Origin of the sequence: Mycobacterium sp. (assembly GCF_049278535.1) — a bacterium.
In the GTDB taxonomy this organism is placed as follows: Bacteria; Actinomycetota; Actinomycetes; order Mycobacteriales; family Mycobacteriaceae; genus Mycobacterium.
In genome coordinates this window covers 1-20739 of sequence record NZ_JBAPMI010000094.1, presented here as the reverse complement: position 1 = coordinate 20739, position 20739 = coordinate 1, and the positions used below count along the sequence as shown (strand labels likewise).

The 20739-nt window shown below is 66.2% G+C and carries 18 protein-coding genes and 1 tRNA gene; 12 read left to right on the top strand and 7 right to left on the bottom strand.

Annotated features, from left to right (window positions below; all coding sequences use genetic code 11):
* Positions 1 to 7 precede the first annotated feature (7 nt).
* Genes WAO18_RS06165 through WAO18_RS06150 form a run of 4 tightly spaced genes read left to right on the top strand, consistent with a single transcriptional unit; the run spans position 8 to position 3617 of the window.
* Positions 8 to 394, top strand: a complete 387-nt coding sequence (locus WAO18_RS06165; RefSeq protein WP_422204743.1) for an STAS domain-containing protein — start codon at positions 8 to 10, stop codon at positions 392 to 394.
* Entirely contained in the window at positions 384 to 794 is a 411-nt protein-coding gene (locus WAO18_RS06160; protein WP_422204779.1) for an ATP-binding protein, read from the top strand. Before WAO18_RS06165 ends, WAO18_RS06160 begins: the two co-directional genes overlap by 11 nt.
* Positions 787 to 1413 (top strand): SpoIIE family protein phosphatase, encoded by a 627-nt coding sequence (locus tag WAO18_RS06155; RefSeq protein WP_422204741.1) that lies wholly within the window; start codon positions 787 to 789, stop codon positions 1411 to 1413. Before WAO18_RS06160 ends, WAO18_RS06155 begins: the two co-directional genes overlap by 8 nt.
* Positions 1410 to 3617 carry a SpoIIE family protein phosphatase gene (locus tag WAO18_RS06150; protein WP_422204739.1) on the top strand — a complete coding sequence of 736 codons (2208 nt, stop codon included), beginning with the start codon at positions 1410 to 1412 and terminating at the stop codon, positions 3615 to 3617. Before WAO18_RS06155 ends, WAO18_RS06150 begins: the two co-directional genes overlap by 4 nt.
* On the opposite strand, the gene WAO18_RS06145 is transcribed toward WAO18_RS06150, so the two are convergent.
* Positions 3618 to 5060: a DUF4185 domain-containing protein gene (locus WAO18_RS06145; protein ID WP_422204737.1), complete on the bottom strand. Its 1443-nt coding sequence runs from the start codon at positions 5058 to 5060 to the stop codon at positions 3618 to 3620.
* Positions 5061 to 5229: 169 nt separating this feature from the next.
* Here WAO18_RS06145 and WAO18_RS06140 point away from each other — a divergent pair, with 169 nt between their 5' ends.
* Positions 5230 to 5592, top strand: coding sequence for a hypothetical protein (locus tag WAO18_RS06140; RefSeq protein ID WP_422204735.1), 363 nt, complete (start codon positions 5230 to 5232; stop codon positions 5590 to 5592).
* A gap of 8 nt (positions 5593 to 5600) precedes the next feature.
* Here WAO18_RS06140 and WAO18_RS06135 read toward each other — a convergent pair whose 3' ends face one another.
* From WAO18_RS06135 to WAO18_RS06115, 5 genes are all read right to left on the bottom strand, one after another.
* The gene (locus tag WAO18_RS06135) at positions 5601 to 7403 is read right to left on the bottom strand and encodes an alpha/beta hydrolase (protein WP_422204733.1); all 1803 of its coding nucleotides are present in this window, start codon (positions 7401 to 7403) and stop codon (positions 5601 to 5603) included.
* Positions 7394 to 8089, bottom strand: coding sequence for a hypothetical protein (locus tag WAO18_RS06130; RefSeq protein ID WP_422204732.1), 696 nt, complete (start codon positions 8087 to 8089; stop codon positions 7394 to 7396). Before WAO18_RS06130 ends, WAO18_RS06135 begins: the two co-directional genes overlap by 10 nt.
* Entirely contained in the window at positions 8086 to 8571 is a 486-nt protein-coding gene (locus WAO18_RS06125; protein WP_422204777.1) for a holo-ACP synthase, read from the bottom strand. Before WAO18_RS06125 ends, WAO18_RS06130 begins: the two co-directional genes overlap by 4 nt.
* Complete coding sequence (locus WAO18_RS06120; RefSeq protein ID WP_422204730.1) at positions 8571 to 8819, bottom strand: acyl carrier protein; 249 nt, start codon at positions 8817 to 8819, stop codon at positions 8571 to 8573. The genes WAO18_RS06125 and WAO18_RS06120 overlap by 1 nt, the downstream gene beginning before the upstream one ends.
* A 68-nt stretch (positions 8820 to 8887) precedes the next feature.
* Positions 8888 to 9799, bottom strand: a complete 912-nt coding sequence (locus tag WAO18_RS06115; RefSeq protein WP_422204729.1) for a phytanoyl-CoA dioxygenase family protein — start codon at positions 9797 to 9799, stop codon at positions 8888 to 8890.
* 95 nt (positions 9800 to 9894) lie between these two features.
* On the opposite strand from WAO18_RS06115, the gene WAO18_RS06110 reads away from it, so the two are divergent.
* The 7 genes from WAO18_RS06110 (at position 9895) to WAO18_RS06080 (ending at position 20608) form a co-directional block, all read left to right on the top strand.
* Entirely contained in the window at positions 9895 to 10815 is a 921-nt protein-coding gene (locus WAO18_RS06110; protein ID WP_422204728.1) for a TIGR03621 family F420-dependent LLM class oxidoreductase, read from the top strand.
* Positions 10816 to 11117: 302 nt separating this feature from the next.
* Entirely contained in the window at positions 11118 to 12233 is a 1116-nt protein-coding gene (locus WAO18_RS06105) for a threonine aldolase family protein (protein ID WP_422204727.1), read from the top strand.
* Between the two features lie 13 nt (positions 12234 to 12246).
* Entirely contained in the window at positions 12247 to 14064 is a 1818-nt protein-coding gene (locus tag WAO18_RS06100) for an FAD/NAD(P)-binding protein (RefSeq protein WP_422204725.1), read from the top strand.
* Between the two features lie 4 nt (positions 14065 to 14068).
* On the top strand, positions 14069 to 15343 hold the full coding sequence (locus WAO18_RS06095; RefSeq protein ID WP_422204723.1) for an ATP-grasp domain-containing protein: 1275 nt from the start codon (positions 14069 to 14071) through the stop codon (positions 15341 to 15343).
* A gap of 1 nt (position 15344) precedes the next feature.
* Complete coding sequence (locus WAO18_RS06090; RefSeq protein ID WP_422204721.1) at positions 15345 to 16328, top strand: homoserine O-acetyltransferase/O-succinyltransferase family protein; 984 nt, start codon at positions 15345 to 15347, stop codon at positions 16326 to 16328.
* Between the two features lie 4 nt (positions 16329 to 16332).
* Positions 16333 to 17619: an O-acetylhomoserine aminocarboxypropyltransferase/cysteine synthase family protein gene (locus tag WAO18_RS06085; protein WP_422204719.1), complete on the top strand. Its 1287-nt coding sequence runs from the start codon at positions 16333 to 16335 to the stop codon at positions 17617 to 17619.
* 28 nt (positions 17620 to 17647) lie between these two features.
* Positions 17648 to 20608: an AMP-binding protein gene (locus tag WAO18_RS06080; RefSeq protein WP_422204717.1), complete on the top strand. Its 2961-nt coding sequence runs from the start codon at positions 17648 to 17650 to the stop codon at positions 20606 to 20608.
* A 2-nt stretch (positions 20609 to 20610) separates the two neighbouring features.
* Here the strand turns inward: WAO18_RS06080 and WAO18_RS06075 are convergent.
* Positions 20611 to 20686, bottom strand: a tRNA-Arg gene (locus WAO18_RS06075).
* Positions 20687 to 20739: the final 53 nt, after the last annotated feature.

The window sequence follows — 20739 nt, the reverse complement described above, 5'->3', positions numbered from 1 at the left end:
AAGTCTCATGCCAGTACCCATCCTGAAGCAGGGACAGATTCTCATCGCCACGGTGCGAAACGCCTTGTCCGACTCTGACACCGAACTGTTCCGGGAACGCCTGATGCAGCGGGTGACCGAATACCGCGCGCAAGGCATCATCGTCGACGTCACCGCCATCGATGTGCTGGACTCATTCGCTGCCCGATCGCTGCAGACGATCGCGCGGATGACCCGGCTGCGCGGCGCACACACCGTGATCGTGGGCCTGCAGCCGGAGGTGGCCTTCTCGATGGTGCAGCTGGGCATCCTCTTTGAGGACATGGACACCGCGCTGGACTTGGAAGAGGGCCTGGCGCTGCTGAACCGACGACTCGCGCCCCGTAAACCGATCGGACGTGACGGTGTCGGATGACGTCGTCGTCGACGTAGGCCACCCCGACGACATAGTCGCCGCGCGCACGGCCGGCCATCAACTGGCTCACAAACTCGGCTTCTCCTTGACCGACGTCACGATGATCGCAACGGCGATCTCCGAAGTCGCCCGCAACATCACCAGCTATGCCGGTTACGGAGCGATCCGGGTTGCTGTCCAAGATCGCGAAGGCCGACAGGCTCTTGTGGTGCGGGCCCAAGACGATGGCCCAGGTATCGCGAACATCGAAAGGGCAATGGAGGATGGCTATTCCACCGGCCGGGGACTGGGGCTGGGATTACCGGGCGCTCGCCGGCTGATGGACCGTTTGATCGTGGAATCCACGCCGGGTCAGGGCACGACGATCGAGATGTGGAAGTGGATTCCGAACAATGGCTGAGCATGGCTGGCTGGGGCCGATCGAATGGGCGGCCACGTCGCGCCCGCTGCCGGGCCAAGCCCTGTGCGGCGACCGGTCGATCGCGGTCGACGTCAACGGTACCGCCGCCTTGATCGGCGTCCTGGACGGCCTCGGGCACGGTGCGCCGGCCGCCGAGGCGGCGGACTGCGGCGTGCAGATGCTCGGTGATGCCCGTGGCGATCCGCTCGACATGCTGGTTCAGTCCTGTCACCGTGGCCTGTCGAACACACGTGGTGTGGCGATGACGTTGGCCCGCATCGACTTTCAGACGGACACCCTCAGCTGGGTCGGAGTCGGCAACGTCGCGGCCGACCTGGTGGCCAAACATCCGGCCGGCGTCGAGGTGCGATCGTCGGTGCGCCTGGCCGGCGGCATCGTCGGCTACCGGATACCCGAAGTGGTTGCAGCGCAGAATCTCCCGATGCGGCCGGGCGATCTACTCGTCGTCACCAGTGACGGCATCGCCGAAAACCATCTGGACGACATCGACTTCGGCGCACCGGCCCTGGCGATCGCCGAGCAGATTCTGCACAGCCACGCCAAGGACAGCGACGACGCGATGGTGCTTACCGCGCGGCACCGAGGTGTGTCCGGATGACACGCGACGACTTCGACCTCCGTTACGCCGGCGCGCTGCGCGGTTACCTGACGACGCGCAGCGAGAAAGACCTTGCGGTCGGACATGAGCTCGGGCGGCGAGCCGTGCACGACGACATCAGCATGCTGCAGATCGTCGAGAACCACTCTCAGTTCGTCCGCCAATTGGTTCAAGAGCAGTTTCCGGACTTCGACGGGGCGGTGGCGCTGGCCTTCCTGTTGCAGACGCTGGCCCCGCTCGACGTCGTGGCGCGTGGATTCCGGGATGGCACAAAGCGTTACGAGGAACAGCGGGCTCGCGCCGAAGACCTCGCAGACCGCGACGAGTTCCGCACTGCGCTGGTGAATTCCCTGCAGGAAGGATTCTTCGTATCCGATCCCACCGGGGCCGTGGTCGAAGTCAACGAAGCGTTCACCAAGCTCACCGGCTACCCGGCCGACGGCCTGCCCTACCACTGGCCGTTTCCGTGGCTGGTCGACGCGAAGGCGGCCCTCTCACAGCAGTCCCGGATGAGCGAACACAACCAGGTCCAGTACGAGACCCCGATCCGTCATCGCGACGGCCGGCTGGTGTGGGTAGCCGCAAACATCAACCGAGTCAACGCCGATGCCGCGGACGGCGATGTGTTCGTCGGCACCCTTCGGGACATCACTGCCGAACGGGCTTTCGCTGCGCGGGAAAGCGCCGTGCTGCGGTTGGCGACTGCGGTCAGCGTCGCCAAGAGCATGTCGGAGGTTCTGTCGATCACCCTCGACGAGTGTCGACTGGCGCTCGACGTGCACCGGGTAGTGGCCGCGGTATGGCCCACCAGCGGCGCCGAGCCAACCATTCAAGTGGCCGGCGACAAGACCGTGACTGATTGGCGGCAACTCGATGAGCCGCTGCGGGATATCTTCCAGCAAGCGCGCCACCAGCTCCCGCTCACGGTCCAGCCCATCGAAAGCCCTGATGCCCCAGGACAATCGAACGGAATCGTCGCCGTCCTCACCGGCGGAGGAGGCGTCGCGCTGTGGCTGGAGCTTCGGGTGCCCCGACGGGTCAGCGCGGAGGACCGCCTGCTGGTCACCGTGCTCGTCGGCCACCTCGGACTGGCGATCCAGCACGTGCGGCAATTCGAGGCGGCTCGCGAAACCTCGCTGACCTTGCAGCACGCCATGCTGGCGCCCACCGAACTACCGCCCGGCTTCGCAGTTCGCTACGAGCCGGCGGTTCCACCGCTTGAAATCGGCGGTGACTGGTATGACGTGCTGCGCGTCGGCGATCACCGGATCGGCATCATCGTCGGCGACTGTGTAGGGCGCGGTCTGGCCGCCGCGGCGGTGATGGGTCAACTCCGCGCCTCCGCGCGTGCGCTGCTGCTGACCGGCGCCGAGCCGGCCAGGCTGCTCGAAGAGCTCGACTCGGTGGCCGAGCTGATCCCAGATGCGTTCTGCACCACGGTTTTTCTGGCGATTCTCGACACCGATTCCGGCGAGTTCTCCTACAGCTGCGCCGGCCATCTGCCCGCGGTGCTGGCCGCGCCGCAGGAAGCGCCGACGCTGATCACGGATGCCCGTTCGGTGCCGTTAGCGGTGCACCGCAAGAAGTCTCGTCCACAAGCGTCGGTGATCCTGCCACCCGGCTCGACGCTGATGCTCTACACCGACGGCCTGGTCGAACGACGCGAGGTCTCGCTCGACGAGGGGATCGCGCACCTCAGCGCGACGGTGGCGAGTGGATCGCACCTGAGCGTCGACGACGTCGCGGACTCGGCGCTGAGCGCACTTGCGCCCGAAGGCGGGTACGACGACGACATCGCCATCGTCGTCTATCGGCGACCGTACCCACAGCTGGTGATAGACCGGGTGGTCACCGCTGATGATCTCAGCGAGATCCGGCACAAGCTCGCCGCGTGGCTGCAGTCCGCCGAGGTACCCGAAGAGCAGGTCGCCGACATCGTGCTGGCCGCAAACGAGGCGTGCGCCAACAGCATCGAGCACGGCTACCGGCAGCGCAAGCCGGGCAAGGTCCGGGTTGACGGCGAAAACGACGGCGCACGAGTTCATCTCAAGGTCACCGACGGCGGATCCTGGAAGCCGGCTGCCGTCGACCCCGGTGTGCGCGGACGCGGGCTATTGCTGATTCGCGCGGTAAGCAACTGGCTGGAGATGGACTGCACGCCGTCGGGAACGACGGTAGATATGAGCTTCGATCTGCCGGCGTAGCTAGGGCAGCACGGTGTGCATCAACATCACGTCGTATGCCGACCAGAGCGACAGGTTGAAGTACAAGTCCTTGCCGTTGGACCAGGGGTGGATCATCGGCGCGTAGATGCCGCCGGGCATCTGGAATGACGAGACCAGCGGCTGCTCGGGACTCCACGGTCCTTCCGGTTTCGGCGCGGTGCGGGCGATCACGTCGTTGTTGCCGCCGTTGGTATAGAGCACCAGATACTGCTTCAGATAGTCGTTGTATTGCGCCGACATCTCGCCGACCGGCCCGGGGAAGATCGGCGTCGCGGCGGCCGGGTCCACCGGGACCCATCCCCTACCCTCGCCGTTCCAGTACTGGTACTTGCCGAGATCCGGCAACGCACCCGGCTGGACGCGGGACAGGAACGCCGCACCACTGCGGCCGGGCGGGGTTCCGAACGAATACAGGTAGCCGTCCTTGCCCGGCATGAACGCAGCCATCTGGAAGTTTTCGTTGCCGGGGAAGAACCGTCCGCCGGGCACCGTGTCCGCCGCGGCGAGCCTGATGGTGCCCGGGTAGACGCCCCACGTCTGGCCGTTGTCGAGAGAGCGCGCGATTCCGGAGTAGTTAGTCGACCATTCGCCATCGCGGCCCCAGTTCTTGATCGACATGAAGCTCATGTACTGGGTTCGCCCGAGCGAAATCGCGGACGTCGGAATGATTCCGGTCTCGTGCCCCGCCTTGTGGATGCTGTTGAGGACCTGCTTGGAAAGGCCAGGCGCCCATACCGGTGAGCCGGAGTACGGATTGTTGGGGACGCCGTCGGCCACGTGAATCCCGTGCGAGAGGTCATGGTCCTGGCTGCGGAAAAGGACGTTGTATCGCCACTGCTGGCCGTGCATGGCGCAGTAGCCGAAGGTGTCACCGAAGGCCATCAGGACCTGGCGATTAGCGGGATCACCGTTGTCCCAAGGAATCCCGAGATCTGTGCCGGAGATGCCGAAGCGTTGCAGCGTTCTGTTCGGGCTGTTCGGCCCGGTCACGAAGTCGACGAGTGACGTCGGAGCACCCGCGATGCCGGCCGGCGGGGCCGGCGGCACCGGGACGGCTTCGGGGACAACCTGATTGGCGTCCGGCGACTGCGGGACGGCCGCGCCCGGTACCGGGGGCACGGGTGTTACCGCCGCCTGGAGCTGCGCCGGCCGCTGGGGTATCGCCTTGAGCAGCGAGGAAATCAGCGGACCCAGTTTGGGTAGCGGCGCGTTGTCGTTCGCACCGCGTGGCCGACGGCCCGTCGGCGGCACAACCGGCCCGGGCGAGGGAATGTTCGGCATCCCGGCGGGCGGCGGGACGTTCGCCTCCGGGGCGCTGCATGCCGCAGCCAGCGCCGGTGGTGCGGAGCCGACCGGCACGATGAGGCCGATAACGGTTGCCGAGGCCACCGAGGCCGAAATGATTCGACGAATCGCCGACATGTCCCACCTCTCCCGGGGCGAGCCGTCCACGTTGACGTCCGCAGTTGCTCATGTGACGATAGAGGCGAATGAGGTGGCTGCGACTTTCGAGTTTTCAATAGGTACGCATCCGTGACCGTGTCGCAACCAGACTGGTAAGACCGCTCGCCGCGGCGTTAGATGGGTTCTCATGGCACGCAAAGCCTTTGCCCACGACGCACTTGTCGCGATGCGGCACAACGATAGTCCGGATGCTCTCGGCGGCGCGATCACCAAGGCGTTGTGCGGCGGCTGGGACCATCAACCACCGTGCCCGCTCGCACCGCATTACGTAACCAATGTTCCAGCGGGGGAAACCGTAACGCTGCGTGTGGTTTTCGCCACCGAACCGGCGAACGAGCAGCGGGTGCGGGCCCTGATCGACGAGGCACTCGCCACTGGGGAGTTGACTGTTCCGGACGGCGGAGTCGCGCACTGGGAGCTACGCTCGGCGTCTCCGGGCACTATCCGTTCTGACGAAGAGGACCTCGCCGCAGATCTGATCGCACACTGAGGCGCGGCTCACGCATTTCCGACCGAAATCCGTCGCCTCTCAATCGCGTGCGACGCCCGATAGGAGGATGTCTCCGAATGGGCAACGGCAGCAACCGGTAACACCGCGTCGCGGATCGCCGCCAAGATCGCCGGGTGATAGGCGGAATGATCGCCGAGGGCAGTGGCGATCAGGCGGGGCGGCTGCGAGGTCCGTTGCAACCGTTGCAGGGCTGCCCGACCACCCCTGGCAGTGAACTCGTCTGCGTCTTGGGGCGACGCAATCAGCGTCACGTCGATACCACGACGGGCAAGCGTGGTCAGAACATCCTCCGGTAGCCACAGGAGTCCGATCCAGCTCAACACGCGCAACAGGTATCGCGGGAGGCGGCTGTGTATGAAACTCTTCATCGGCTCCCGGGGCGCGTTGAGAAGCGCTTTGAGGCGGTTTGTCATGGATGCGCCAGTGCCGGCGACGGTGTCACTGGCCGCGTCGGCGCTTAGCGCTTTCCTCCGCGCGTCCCACTGCCCCAGCAAGGTGGGGGTGATGCGCCAATTCCACGGCCGCTGGTTGACCAGGATCGCCGACCGGGCACCAATGTTGCGGGCGGTATGAGCGGCGTACCACGAGCCAGAGCAGACACCGACGAGCTCGAGTTCCCCGGCGTCTTGGCACGCATGTCTGGCCATCGCTATTGAGTCGGCGATGTCAGCCCTGGTGTACCCGAAACGCCATGGGTCCCGGGTGACTTGACCCGACAAGCCCAGTCCTGCCGGGTCCCAGCGCACCGCATGTGACCCGGTCGCTGCAATGCGGCGTGACAGTTCGACCCACTCCCGGGCGGGTCCTACGTGCGAGTCCTTCGCCGTCACGAAGAACAACACCGTCCTTGCGGCCGCCGGACTACGGCGTCGGGGGCGCGTGCGGATGGCGAACAGGCCATTCGGCTCGATTCGCTCGATGCTCTCGACAACGTCGACCCCGCCAGGCCCGTCGGACGGCATCGTCACCGTTGTCAGGTATTGGGGAACGGCAGGTTGCGTGCGAAACGGAACGTTTGCGTCGATCCACTCGACGACCGAATCGACCGCGGCGACCGGGATCGGCGCCAAAAACAACCTCGGCCGGGCGCATTCCGGCAGCCCGCCGGTAACGATCGACTCAACTTCCTCGGCCGACGCCAAGGCGGTGAGGTGCTTGTCGGTCTCGGCCGGTCGTCCGACCAGAAGTATCTTGTCGACGCCGCACGCGCTAACCGGGTCGGCATTCATCCGCAATGCGGAGAATTCTGCGGCGGCGTGGTCGCTGAACCGCCCGCCGATGACCAACACCTCACCGGGCGTCACAGGATCTTCGCCCGCCGCCAACCGGAACAGCGTGGTGTGTTCTCGAAGGTAACGCCTACCCGTGCCAGCGGGATCGAGGTAGACCACGCGGTTGACCTTGTGGGATTGACGCAAGTGCTCCTGGAGGATCAGGCACCCGGCGCGGATGCCAATGGCGGTCGCCGGCTCTGCGCCGATCAGCGTGAGGTAGTCGAGCGCGTGGCCCACGCTTGCCGCCCAGTTGGCCACCGCGTCATCGCGGCCCTGAGCGTATGCGGAATCACCGAGGCCCAAATAGTCAAAACGCAGCACGCCGAAACCGCGGCCGGCCAGATCGTCGGCGAGGGCCCGGTGTAGCCGGGCACTGTCCATCCCCTCTTTCCCGAGCGATCCGCAGATCAGCACCCCGCCCCTGATCTGGTTGTCGACCGGCAGATGAAGCACGCCGAACAATGGCGAATCAGACGGTCCGAAAAATGTCGGCACCTCTGTGGTCGTCAATGGCATATCGCTGGCTCCTGGTCGAGTTCCGCCGTTGGCGCGGCAAAAGGCAGGCCGAAGTGCTGTCGAAGAAACGCGGCGAGGCGAAGCGGGATTGCGATGAGGCTCAAGAGGGCGAACGGCACGTATTCGGCGACGTAGACCCATTGCGGCGTCTGCAGGTCGAGTGCGCCGAGTACAAAATCCCGGCCGAAGGCGATCAGTACGTAAGTCGTCCCAAGGAAGAGCACCGGCCGCCACAGACGTCCCAGGTTGCGTATTCCGATTCCGAAGGACAGCAGCACGAGCAGATAGGTGCAGAACAGGGCGACGAGGAAGAAGCACAGCAAGCCGCCCTGCAGCGGAATCTGGCCGATGACGACACCCAGCCAGACGACCAATCCGATATGGACCTGAAGCGCGGTGGCGAAGGCCAGGCCGAACGATCGCGCCCGGCGGGCCAGACCGGCAAAGGCGGGGCCGAACAGAATCGCGAGCGCGCCGCCGGCATAGGAGAGCCAGAAGAACAGGAACGCCCAGCGCGCCGTGTAGCGGATCGCCTGCCCGAGACCGTCGGGACCGGCGCCGAAATCGGCCAGAATGGTTCCGGCAACCGCGAGCGCGCCGCCCAAGGCGCCGATCATCCAAACCCAAGCCGAATCATGTCTGCGGGTCACAGTGCCCGCCCCGCTGTCGACGGCGACGGCGTTCATCGTGGACCTTGTGGATCGTCGGCGGCCGGTCCACAGACCACGACAACGACGGCCAATGCGTGGCAATCGGCATGCGAAAGCGACAGAGACGAGCTGAGCCAACCTTGGCGCTGTGCCCGGTCGGCGATCGCTCCGCTGAGACAGAGCACAGGCAGCGGACCGTCTCGCTTGACCTCGATCTCGCGCAGCGGGAACGGCATGTCGGGTGCTGCGAATGCCTTGATCACTGCTTCCTTGGCGGCAAACCGGGCTGCGAGTCCGTGCGCCCGGTTGCGGCCCTGGCAGTCGTTGATTTCGTTCGCCGTAAAAACCTTCCGGAGATACCGGTCGCCGAAGGCAGCCAGCGAGTCCTCGATCTCCTCGACGGCCATGACATCGCATCCGACGCGGACGCGGTGCCCGTCGACCTGGTCCGGCAAGGTCATCATGTGCTCGCCGTAATCGTCGCGATAGCAGGGGAATTCAATGATCCGATGCTGCATCACGCTGCTGACTTGACTAGGCCTTCAATTACCTGCGCGATGTTGTGCACGGACTCAAAGGTGGACTTCTTGAGCACTTCATCGGGGAACTCGATGTCGAATGCATCCTCGAGCGCGAGCATCACATCGACCGACGCATGCGATGTCAGGCCGAGCTTGTAGAGATCTGCTCGATCGTCCACCTCGTTTGGATCGGCCGCCATCCGGCCATGAGCAGCTAACACTTCACGAATCTGGTCCTGTATCACGCTTTCCTCGTATCTTTGCCGTGGCTCAACTTTTGAGCCGTTGTGGGGTACAGCGACTTACGTTGGGTTCAGCCGGGTTGAGCGTTCGCGAGCGGAACGTAGTTCCCGGTCTGCTTGAGCCGCTTGCGAGCCGTGCGGCGGTAACCGTAGAAGTCCGAGATCATCGCCCGGTTGCCGTATAGCCAGTCCAGCGGTTCTCGCAAGTCGTCCACGTAACCGATGGAATAGGAGCCGCGCTGGTAGCCCATCAGCCTGAGTAGCCCTTCCGGGAGGGTGCGGGCGATCTCGGGCGGGCAGGCGAGGTACTGGTTTTCCTCCTGTCGCAGCCACCCGAGCGAATAGCCCACGTTCATCCCGATCCGGCTGGTCTTGGTGGTGTTGGCGCCCCCGCCGTGGAAGATCGAGCCCGTGTACATGAGGACCGAACCCTTGGTCATGACCGCTGGGGAGGACAGCGCGAAGTCCACGTCGTCGGGATCGTCCTCCCACCGGTGGCTGCCCACCACCATTCGGGTCGCGCCCATCTCCTCGGTGAAATCGGTGACGGCCCACATGGTTGCGACTTCGGCTTCGAAGCCCCTGGGGAACTGGTAGCGATCGAACGACCACTGATCCCGATGAATCATCTGCGCCGGTTCACCGGGCCCGATGGTTACCAGCTGCGTCAGGTCGATCTGGAAGGTGCTGGCGTGGTCGCCCAGAACGCGGTCGAGCGTGTCGATGATCGTCGGGTGCGTGATAAGTGAGCGAGAGGTCGCCGACCGGGCGATCAGAGCGCCAGTGCGCTGGGTGGTTTCGCCCAGGAAGTCGGTGTTGCCCCCGCCGGTTGCGGCGAGATACGGCTGGATCTCGGCCCGTATCTGATCCATCGTCTCGGCAGGCGCGAGGTCGGCGATGACCACACACCCGTCTTCGTTGAGCACCTTCGCGATATCCGCCGGCGAAGATTTTGAACAGACTGTCCGTACAGCTTCTGGCATAGTGCGTACTATAAAGGATGATATGTCCAGAATTCAATGACTGTCGGTCGGTTAAAGCCTGACTTTCATAACTGAGTAGCGGAGGTCGAGGATAAATGCTCCCGTTTCGTTTCGGCGCGTATGCCGCGGTGGCGCCAACCATGTCGGCTTGGCGGGACCAGGCCCGGATGGCCGAGGACCTCGGCTATTCGAGCTTGTACACATCTGACCACCTTGACGCCCAATTCGGGCCCCTGGTCGCCATGACGGTGGCCGCCGAAGCGACCTCCACCCTGAACGTGGGGTCCTTCGTGCTGAACAACGACTTCCGCCAACCCGTGGTCTTGGCCAAGGAGATCGCCACGCTCGGCTTGGCGGCCGAAGGGCGGGTCGAAGTGGGTCTTGGCGCGGGCTGGCTCCGTGACGATTACGAGCAGGCGGGTCTCGAGTTCGACGAACTGGCTGTCCGCGTGGACCGGCTGGCCGAGAGCCTCACTGTCATGAAGACGCTGTGGAGTGAGGGGGAGGCGACCTTCGCCGGGAAGCATTACGCGGTGCGCGGCGCCCACTGTGATCCTCGCCCGGCTTCGCCACCTCGCGTCATGGTTGGGGGCGGGAGCAGGCGGTTGCTCACGCTCGCGGCCCGGGAAGCCGACACCGTTGGGATCAACGCGAACTTGGGCATTGGCGACAAGAGCGCTGACACGCCGATCGAGGACACCCTCGATCGCTACGACCGTTGCCTGAGTTGGGTACGAGAAGCGGCGCCCGATCGGTTCGGTTCGATCGAGTTCCAGATCGTGGCCTTCGCCACCAGGATCGTCGCCAGCCGCCGCGCGGCTGCCCGTACCGCAACCATGCTTGGCCTTCCGGGCGAAGACGCGCTCGAACTACCGATCGTCCTGATCGGCTCGCCGGACGAATTGAGCGAGCAGCTGCTCAAGCGCCGCGAGAGGTGGGGCTTCAGCAACGTCGTGGTGCCGGCTGAGGCAATGGAGTCCTTTGCACCCGTAGTCGCCCAGCTCGCGGGCAGCTAACGCCGAGGTCTCTCAACCCAGCCTTGCCATCCAAGACTGAACGTTGTCCAAAAGGTTGAAGAACCTTCTATCGGTATGTAATCTATCCTTTCAGTGTATCGGCGGTATCCAGATATTCGCGTTTCACCGCCGATGCGACGACCACAGGTTGGGCTGCTTCCGTTAGGAGAGCACATGTCGTTGGTGGCTACACGGCCAAAACTGCCGGCGGTGACGGCCGGCGACCCCGGCCCGCCTGCACGCGTCACTGCCGTCGTTCAGCCGTTGTCGTCCGAAAGAAGCGGGCCGGGGCTGTGATTGCCATGGCGCCATATCGCTCTTTCACCAGCGACAACACCGCCGGTGGTGCACCCGAGATCCTGGCAGCAGTCACAGCGGCAGCGTCTGGGCAGGCACCGCCCTATGGCACCGACAGTTGGACTTCGAGCGCACGACGCCGCTTCAGCGAGATCTTTGAATGCGAAGTCGACCTGCTCCCCGTTTCCACCGGCACGGCAGCGAACGCATTGAGCTTGGCCGCGCTGACCCCACCATGGGGCGGCGTGTTATGCCACCGCGACAGCCATATCAACAACGACGAGTGCGGCGCATCGGAGTTCTTCACCGGTGGCGCCAAACTCATGGTCCTTGGCGGGGAAAACGCCAAGATCGACGCCGACGAGTTGCAGGCCGCGGTGAACCGCAAGGTCGGAGACCTGCACACCGTGCAGCCCTCCGTGTTGAGCCTGACCCAGGCAACCGAGACCGGGGCGGTGTACACCGCTGCCGAGATCAGACACCTGGCCTGCATTGCCAAGGGCGGGGGCCTGCGCGTTCACCTGGATGGCGCCCGCCTTGCCAACGCCGTCGCCGCGCTGGGCTGCACCGCCGCCGAGCTGACCTGGCGCGCCGGCGTGGACTTGCTGTCCTTCGGCGCCATCAAGAACGGGAGCATCACCGCCGACGCGATCGTCGTCTTCAAACGCTCTTTGACCACCGAGCTCAACTTCCGGGCGAAGCGAGCCGGACAGCTTGCCGCCAAGATGCGTTTCGCCGCCGCCCAACTCGACGCCTATCTCACCGACGATCTTTGGCTGCGCAACGCCAGGCACGCCAATGCCATGACCGCGCGGCTCGAAGATGGACTGAAGTCCATTCCGGGCGCCCGCCTTGCCGGGACGCCACAGGCGAACATCATTTTCTGCCGCCTGCCCCAGCAGGTGATCGACGGACTTCTGGACCACGGTTACAGCTTTTACCACGGTCGTTGGCAGCCAGGCGTCGTCCGCTTCGTCACCTCGTTTGCTACCACGACCCACGATGTCGACGACCTGGTGAACGCGGTCCGCCGACTCACCGCGGACGCGATCGAGGGAAGCCGGTCGAAACGGGCTCGAACGCCGCGATCGGCTAACGACCGCCGACCTGAGGTGGCGTGATGGGACGCACCCGATGATCGAGATGGCCATATTGGGGCTCGGCTCGTGGGGCCTGTGCGTCCTGGAGCGGACGGTGAACCGGGCCCGGCGGGCAGGGACGCCGGTGCGCGTGCACGTGGTCGAGCCCGCCCAGCTCGGAGGCGGGGTTTACTCCGCCGAGCAGCCCGACTTCCTCGTGCTCAACAACGCCTGCGGGCAGCTCTCCCTCTACGCCGCCCCCGACGGGGACACTCCGCCCCCGTACGCCGTGGGCCTGCACCAATGGGCGATGGTCTGCGGCTACCGCTGGGTGGGTCACGAGTGCCGGATCGGCGCCGGGGGCCACCCCATCAAGCCCACCGACTACCTGCCCCGGCGGTTGATGGGCGAGTACCTGGTCTGGTTCTACGACACGCTGGTGGATTACGCCCCGACCAACCTCGAGATCGTCCGGCACTACGCGGCGGCCGTCGATATCTCGCCGGCCCTGCAGGGGCGCGAGGCGGTGCTGCTCGACAACGGCACCACCCTCGCCGTCGACCACGTTGTGCTGACCTCGGGGCACACCTTCAACGACGAGCCCGGGGCCGACGGGGGCGTGCACTATCAGCGGGCCTACCCCATCGAGCACCTCGACCAGAGCGCTCCGGCCGGCTCCTCGGTCGCGGTGGCCGGCATGGGCCTGGTCGGCTTCGACGTCCTCACCGCGCTGACGATCGGACGGGGTGGAACCTTCGAGGACCGCGGCGACCGGGCGGAACGCTTGCGGTACGTGCCGTCCGGCCGAGAGCCGAGCATCACCCTCTACTCGCGCTCGGGCGCGCCGTACTGCGCCAAGTCGGCCACCGGCGTCGACCCCTACGGCCAGTACCAGCCGGTGGTATGCACCCCCGAAGAGTTCTCGGCGCTGACCAATCCCGGCGGGTCGCCGGTGCGGCGGCACGTGGACTTCCGGGCCGAGCTTCTCCCGCTCATCTTCGCCGAGATGCAGGCGCGCTACTACATCCAGGCCGCCTCGCTGGCCGGGGGCGATGTCGCATCGACCGAAGTGCGCGCCGTCCTCCGGCAAGGCTGGGTCGACGGTTACTACGAGAAGGCCGTCGACGTTCTCGAGCCGCGCTTCGGACGCTTCGACCCGGCCGCCCACCTCTTCGCCGGTTCAGACCGCGAATACATGTCGGCCGCCGACTACCAGAGCCAGGTCTACGACATGATCGAGGACGACCTCACCGAGGCCCTGCGACCCGGGGGGAGCCCGGTCAAGGCGGCCCAGGAGGTGCTGCGCATCCTGCGCGACCAGCTGCGTTCGGTCATCGAGTTCGGTGGTCTCTCCCTCGACTCCTACATCGAGTTCCAAGGAGGCGTCCGGGGCCGCATCAACCGGCTGGAGGCGGGCGTGCCGCCCATGCGCTCCCAGCAGTTGCTGGGGCTGCTCGACGCCGGGGTGGTGCGGATCCCGCTCGGACCGAATCCGGAAGTCACCGCCTGCCCGGACGGCGTCCGCCTGAGCTCGACGACCCTCGACGAGCCGACGGCCCTGACTGCCGACAGCGTGGTACGCGGCTATCTCGACATGCCGTCGCTGGCTCGGTCGGGCTCGCCCTTGCTCAAACGTCTCTACGCCAACGGCAGACTCACCCAGCTCAGCTACGGTGACACGCCCGTGGGCAGTGTCGCCATCAATGAGGAATTCCACCCCTACGACACCGAGGGCCGGCTCCAGCCCAATCTCTCCGTGCTGGGCGTGCTCACCGAGGGAGTGCGCTACTTCACCCACTACCTGCCCTCGCCCCGCAGCCGGCTTCGGGCCGTCTACGACGCCCAGGCCTGCGTCGACGCCGTGATCGGCTGAGCACATGACGGACTCCACGACCGGACGGACTCGGCCATTGGTGGCGGTGGGCTACGGGCCGCGTTGCGTTCCGGTGATGCAACTGGCCGAGGCGGCCGCCGGCGTCTGCGATCTGCTGTGGATGATCGACACGTCCGTGCCGGGGATGACCGAGATGGCCGATCTCCTCAACCGGTTCGGCGCCGTTGTCGACCTCGAAGGCATGAGCACCGTACAGGCGGTCAAGACCTTGGCCGACTGGGAGCCCGCCGGCATCACCACCTACCTCGACGCCGGCATGGTCGAAATAGCTTGTATAGCAGAGGATTTGGGCCTCCCCTTCCACAGCCCGGTGACTGCCGCCGCCCTGACCGACAAGGCCTGTCAGCGCCGGGCCCTGGCTGCGGCCGGTCTCGACATGCCGCCCTGCCACCTCGTCCGCCCCTACCACTCCGCACGCGAGCTCTCCGCCGTCGAGGCCGAGGTTGGATGGCCTGCGGTCCTCAAACCCCGCTCGGCGCAGGGCAGCCGCTACACCTTCCTGGCCCGCGACCGGGCCGAGCTCGAGAATCTGCTGTTAGCCCTCGGACCCGGCCGCCCCAACATGGTCCTCGAGGGTTACCTGCCCGACGATCCGGCCCGCGCCGGCGACCCGTACGCCGGCTACGTGTCGGTCGAAAGCGTGGTCGCCGACGGCGTCATCAGCCACCTGGCCCTGACCGGCCGCTTCCCGCCGGCCGAAAACTTCCGTGAGACAGGGTTTTTCATCCCCGCTGCCCTCGACGCCGCGAGCCGCTCGGCCGTCCTGGACCTGGCCACCCGGGCCATCGACGCCCTCGGGGTGCAGACCGGGTGCCTGCACACCGAGGTCAAGTTCACTCCGGACGGGCCCCGGATCATCGAGGTCAACGGACGGGTGGGCGGTGGCGTGCCCGAGATGCTGGAGCGGGCCGCCGGCGTCAGCCTGCTCGACCTCACCCTGCGGGTGGCCCTGGGCGAGCCGGTCTACGTCGATGGCCCGGTAGCCACCGAACGCATTGGCTACCGCTTCTTCCTCCAGCCGCCGACCGTCTCGGCCACGGTGACGGCCGTCGAGGGCATCAACGACTTCAGCGACCGCGCCGAGGTGGACACGGTGAGCCTGCATCAGGGCCCGGGAGCCACCCTCGACTGGCGGGACGGGTCCGGCAACCACATCGTGGCCGTAGTCGGTTCGACCGACGACGAGGAGCAGTTGCAGACCGCCTACCAGCTCCTCCACCAGGAGGTCACCGTCACCTACACGGACGTGAGGCATTGAGATGACAGTGGACGTTGAACTGGCGGGGATCCTCGACCGGGTTGTGACGCCGGACCGGGCCGACAAACCGGCGCGGTGGACGTGTGCCCTGGTCAACAACATGCCCGACTCGGCGTTCGGCGCCACCGAACGACAGTTCCTGGGCCTTCTGGACGCTGCCTCTGGCTCTGAAACGGTCGTGCTGACCCGCCACACCATGGCCGGGGTGCCCCGGGGCGAGCGGATCCGGGCTCGTATCGCCGCCGACTACCGTCCTATCGACGACATCATCGCGAACCCTCCCGACCTGCTGGTGGTCACCGGCTCCAACCCCATCGAGCCCTGCATTGAAGACGAGCTCTACTGGTCCGATCTGCGCGGCCTGCTGCGGTGGGGAAGCGAGAACGTGCCGGCCATGGTGCTGTCCTGCCTGTCTGCCCACGCCGCCCTGGCCGTCTTTGACGGCCTCGAGCGGGCCACTCTGCCGGCCAAGTGCACCGGCGTCTTCGCCCAGCAGGCGAACCCGACCCACCCGCTGGCCGCGGGGATGTCTGAACAGGGGAGCGTCTTCCTGCCCCACTCGCGACTGAACGACGTGCCCGTCGAGGCAGTGGTCGCCGCCGGCTACGCGGTGGCCCTGCAATCGGACCAGGTGGGGTGGAGCGTCGTCACGAAGACCGTGGGCCGGTCTGAGGTTGTGCTCGTCCAGGCCCATCCCGAGTACGACCCCTCGAGCCTGGTGCGCGAGTACGCCCGCGACGCGCGGCGCTTCGCCGGCTATGAACACGACCAACTGCCTTGCCTTCCAAGGAATTGCGTGGCCCGCGAGGACTGGGACGGGCTCCGGCTGCTGCACGAGCTGGTGGTGTGCGGCGAGCGGAACCCGGCTCTGGTGGCCTCCTTCCCCTTCGACGAGGTCGGCGATCGCGCCCCCTGGCCGTGGCGGGGTGCGGCCCTGCGTCTGTACGCCAACCTGTTGGGCACGATCCCGAAAAGGAGCACCTGAGTCCATGCACGACGAGACCATCGCCATCCATGGTGGCTACACGCCCGACGGGACGCGGGCCGTGGCCGTGCCCATCTACCAAACCGTGGCCCACGACTTCATCGACGCCGCCCACGCCGGTGCGGTGCTCGACCTGGAAACGCCCGGCTTCCACTACAACCGGCTCAACAATCCGACCCTGGAGGTCCTCGAGCAGCGCATCTGCGCCCTCGAAGGAGGAACGGCGGCCCTGGTGGTGGCTTCGGGCATGGCCGCCGTCAGTTACGCCATCCTGACGGTGGCCAGTGCCGGCTCGAACTTCGTGGTGGCCCCTCAGCTCTATGGCGCCACCTTCACCTACTTCGCCCACGTGTTGCCCACCTTGGGCATCGAAGCCCGCTTCGCCCTCGACGACCGGGCCGAGTCGATCGCCCCGCTGATCGACGAGAACACCCGCGCCGTCTTCTGCGAGACCATCGGCAACCCGGCCGGCAACATCGTCGACCTCGAGGCGGTGGCCGCCGTGGCTCATGCGGCCGGTGTGCCGCTGATCGTGGACAACACGGTGGCCACGCCGCTGATGCTCAAGCCGTTCGAGCATGGGGCCGATGTGGTCGTCCACTCGCTGACCAAGTTCGTCGGCGGCCACGGCACCACGCTCGGTGGCGCCATCGTGGACGGTGGCCGCTTCCCGTGGGCCGACCATCCCGATCGCTTCCCGATGTTCAACCGGCCCGAGCCCGCCTTCCACGACGTCGTCTTCGCCCGCGACTTTCCCGAGCGGCCGTTCGCCGTGCGGGCCCGCTCCACGCAGCTGCGCAACAGCGGCGCTACCCTGTCACCCTTCAACGCCTTCATGCTCATGCAAGGCCTCGAGACGATGGCCCTGCGGCTCGAGCGCCACGAGGCCAACGCCCGGGCCGTCGCCGACTACCTGGCCGCCGATCCCCGGGTGGCGTGGGTGAGCTTCGCCGGCTTCGCCGACCATCCCTACCACCACCTGGTCGAGCGCTACCTGCGCGGGCGGGTGCCGTCCATCATCACCTTCGGGGTCACCGGGGGCTACGACGCTGGACTGGCCTTCTTCGATGCGCTCCAGCTCGTCAAGCGGCTGCTCAACCTGGGGGACGCCAAGACTCTCGCCATCCACCCGGCCTCCACCACTCACCGCCAGCTGTCCGACGACGAGCTGGTGAAAGCCGGCATCCGGCCGGAGACGATCCGCCTGTCCATCGGAATCGAGCACATCGACGACATCATCGACGACATCGACCAGGCTTTGGCCAAAGCCACTGTCGGCCAAAGTATCTGAGCCACGCGTGCACCAACTCCGACAAGGTATGACGAACCACGGCGTGCTCAGCGCGGTGCTGTGCCACGCCCACCAGGCCCCGGATCGGCCGGCGGTCAAGGACCTCGACCGCGCGCTGACCCGGGGCGAATTGCGCTGCGCAGCGGGGAAAGCGGCCGCCGGGTTACGCCTGAAGGGCGTAAAGCCCGGGGATCGGGTTGCTCTGCTGATCGGCAATTCGGTGGACTTCGTGGTGGCGGCACTCGGATGTATGTGGGCGGGGGCCACGTTCGTTCCGCTGGCGATCACCGATCCAGACCTTCGTCGCGCGCAGATCGTGACGGACTGCCGACCCGCGCTGGTGATCACCGCAGGCGCAGCGCCGTCGGGTCTTCCCGCCGGCACGGCGTGGACCTCGCTTGCGGCATTGACCGCCGCAGATGGGCCAACGCCACCGCCGTTAACCGGCCCCATCGCCTACATCATTTACACGTCGGGGACGACCGGTAAGCCCAAGGGCGTGCAGATCGCCCCGGCGGCCTTCCTCACCGCGGCCGAGGCCTGTGCCGACGCCATGGGACTCACCGCCGATGACCGTTATCTGTGCGTTTCGCCCGTGCACTTCGACGGCTCATTTTCGGCCATCTTCCCGCCGCTGGTGCGCGGCGCTGACCTTCTCGTGCCCGACCGAGAGGCACTGCTGTTTCCCCGCAGGTTCTTCTCGATCGTTGCGAGCGAAGGGATTACGGCGACCAGCTTCTCGCCCAGCTACCTCCGGTTGCTTCGGTCCGGCGGCCGCATGGACCGGTTGGCTGACACCCCGCTGCGGGTGATGGCCCTGGGCGGGGAGGCGCCGTCGACGGCCGACATCAGGGCGGTATGGGCGGCCAGCCCGGGACTACGGGTGGTGAACCGGTACGGCCCGACCGAGACGACGATCGCCGTCGCGCATCTGGAACTGACGCCCGAGCTACTCGACGGCGGGCTGGTGCCGATCGGTCAACCTCATCGCGGCAGCACGTTCCACCTGGTTGACGAGCAGGGAAGGCTGGTGGATCGTCCTGGAGCGGTCGGCGAGCTGTACATCGGCGGACGGCAGCTGATGGCTGGATACCTGAACGCCCCGACGCTGAGCGCGACTGCCCTGCGGACGGACGTCGTCGAAGGAACCACCGTCTACCGCACCGGCGACCTCGCCTTCCGCGACGACCGGGGCAACTACGTGTACGCGGGCCGCTCGGACCGCGTCATCAAACGACACGGCGTTCGGATGTCGCTGGTCGAGGTGACCGACGCGCTAGACGGTACCGACGGGGTCGCGTCCGCGGCGTGCACGACCTTCGACCTGGACGGCGATCTCGGGGTTGTCGCATTCGTGGTGCCCGACAGCGAGCTCACCCCTCTCGCCGTCCGCCAGGCCGCCAGCGAACGGCTGCCGGAGACGATGCTGCCCGATCGATTCGTCGTGGTGGCCGACCTGCCCCTGACGTCTTCCAGCAAGGTCGACGAACGACGGCTGTTGAAGGAAGCCGGCCTGTCTGCGCTGGACACAAGAGCCCGAACCGTCAATGTCACTGCAACGCAGACAAATAGAGATCGACTCGATCGTGAAAGGAACCGCACGTTGACTACCGCAACTATCGCGACGCCGGAAGAACGCTACCGGGAACTGGTCCGGCGCCAGCGCGCCGAATTGCAAGATGCGTACATCAGGGGGGTGCGCCGGTTACGTTGGGACGCAGGGCGTCTCGCCACAGAACGCGAACGGCGTCTTCGCGAATTGCTCGTGCACGCCGCCGAGCATTCGCCGTTCTGGCGGGAGCGACTGGCAGGTCGCGATCTGGCGAATTTCACCGAGGCCGACCTGCCGTCGCTGCCGATCCTGACCAAAGCCGAGATGATGGACAACTTCGACCGGATACTGACGGTCCCCGGGCTGACGCTTGACCGCGTCCGACACCACGTCGATCAGTTGAGCGGAGACGGCTACCTGGACGACGAGTATCGGGCAATCGTCACGTCCGGCTACACCGAGAGCCCGTCGTACCACGTCTACGGGTGGGACTCATTCGTCACCTTCGTGATGCAGGGCTCGCGCTGGACCGGGCGACGCGGCGAAGACCCGGACGCCGTGCTGGCGCAATGCTTCAGTGGTAGTCCCAAGCATGAATCGGGGATCTTCTACGCCTTCAGCACCTTCGAGAGCGGCGGGCCGACATCGCACTGCTTCGATGCCACGCTCCCGCTGGACGAGATCGTCGACGGCCTCAACAACGCCCGCCCCGCAGTGACGGCCCTCCAAGGGTGGCCGAGCCTCATCCGGGAGCTGGCGGTCGAGGCGACGCAAGGACGACTCACCATCAAGCCGACCTGGGTCAGCATCGCCGGCGAGGTGTCCACTCCGCCCGTGCGAGAAGCAGTGCGGTCCGCATGGGGTATCGAGGCCTCGGAGTTTTGGGGTTGCTCGGAGGGCACCTACGCGTTCCCGTGCGGCATCGGAGAAGGCATGCACGTCGCCGACGATCTGGTGATTCTCGAGCCGGCAGACGCCGACGGCAACGTCGTACCGTATGGGCAGCCCGCGGATCGAATGCTGCTGACCAACCTGTTCAACCTGACGCAGCCACTGATCCGCTACGACCTGGCCGACGCTGTGGTCATCACCGACGACCCGTGTCCGTGCGGGTGTGCTCATCGCCGCATCACTAGGGTGCACGGTCGCATCAACGGGGCCTTCGACTACGACGGCAGTGTCCGGGTGCCCCGTGCGGCTCTCGAGCAGATGGTGCTGGCCACTCCCGGCGTCGCCAACTTCCTCATCAGCAAGACATCGGGTGGGGTCGACGTGTCCGTGGTGACCGATGGTTGTTCCGACCTCCAGAAGCTGCGGACGGAACTGCTGGACACGCTCCGCCGGCACGGCCGGCCAGAGTCGGAGGTCGTTGTGTGCGAGGTCGATTCCATCGAGCGACTGGCGAGAGGAAAGTGCAAGCAGTTCGACGCCCGGTGACCTGGCGCGCCCGAAGGGATTCGAACCCCCAACCTTCTGATCCGTAGTCAGATGCTCTATCCGTTGAGCTACGGGCGCCTGTGTTCAGTTATCTCATATTGTGTGGCGACCCGCTGCGCCCGGCTTCGCCG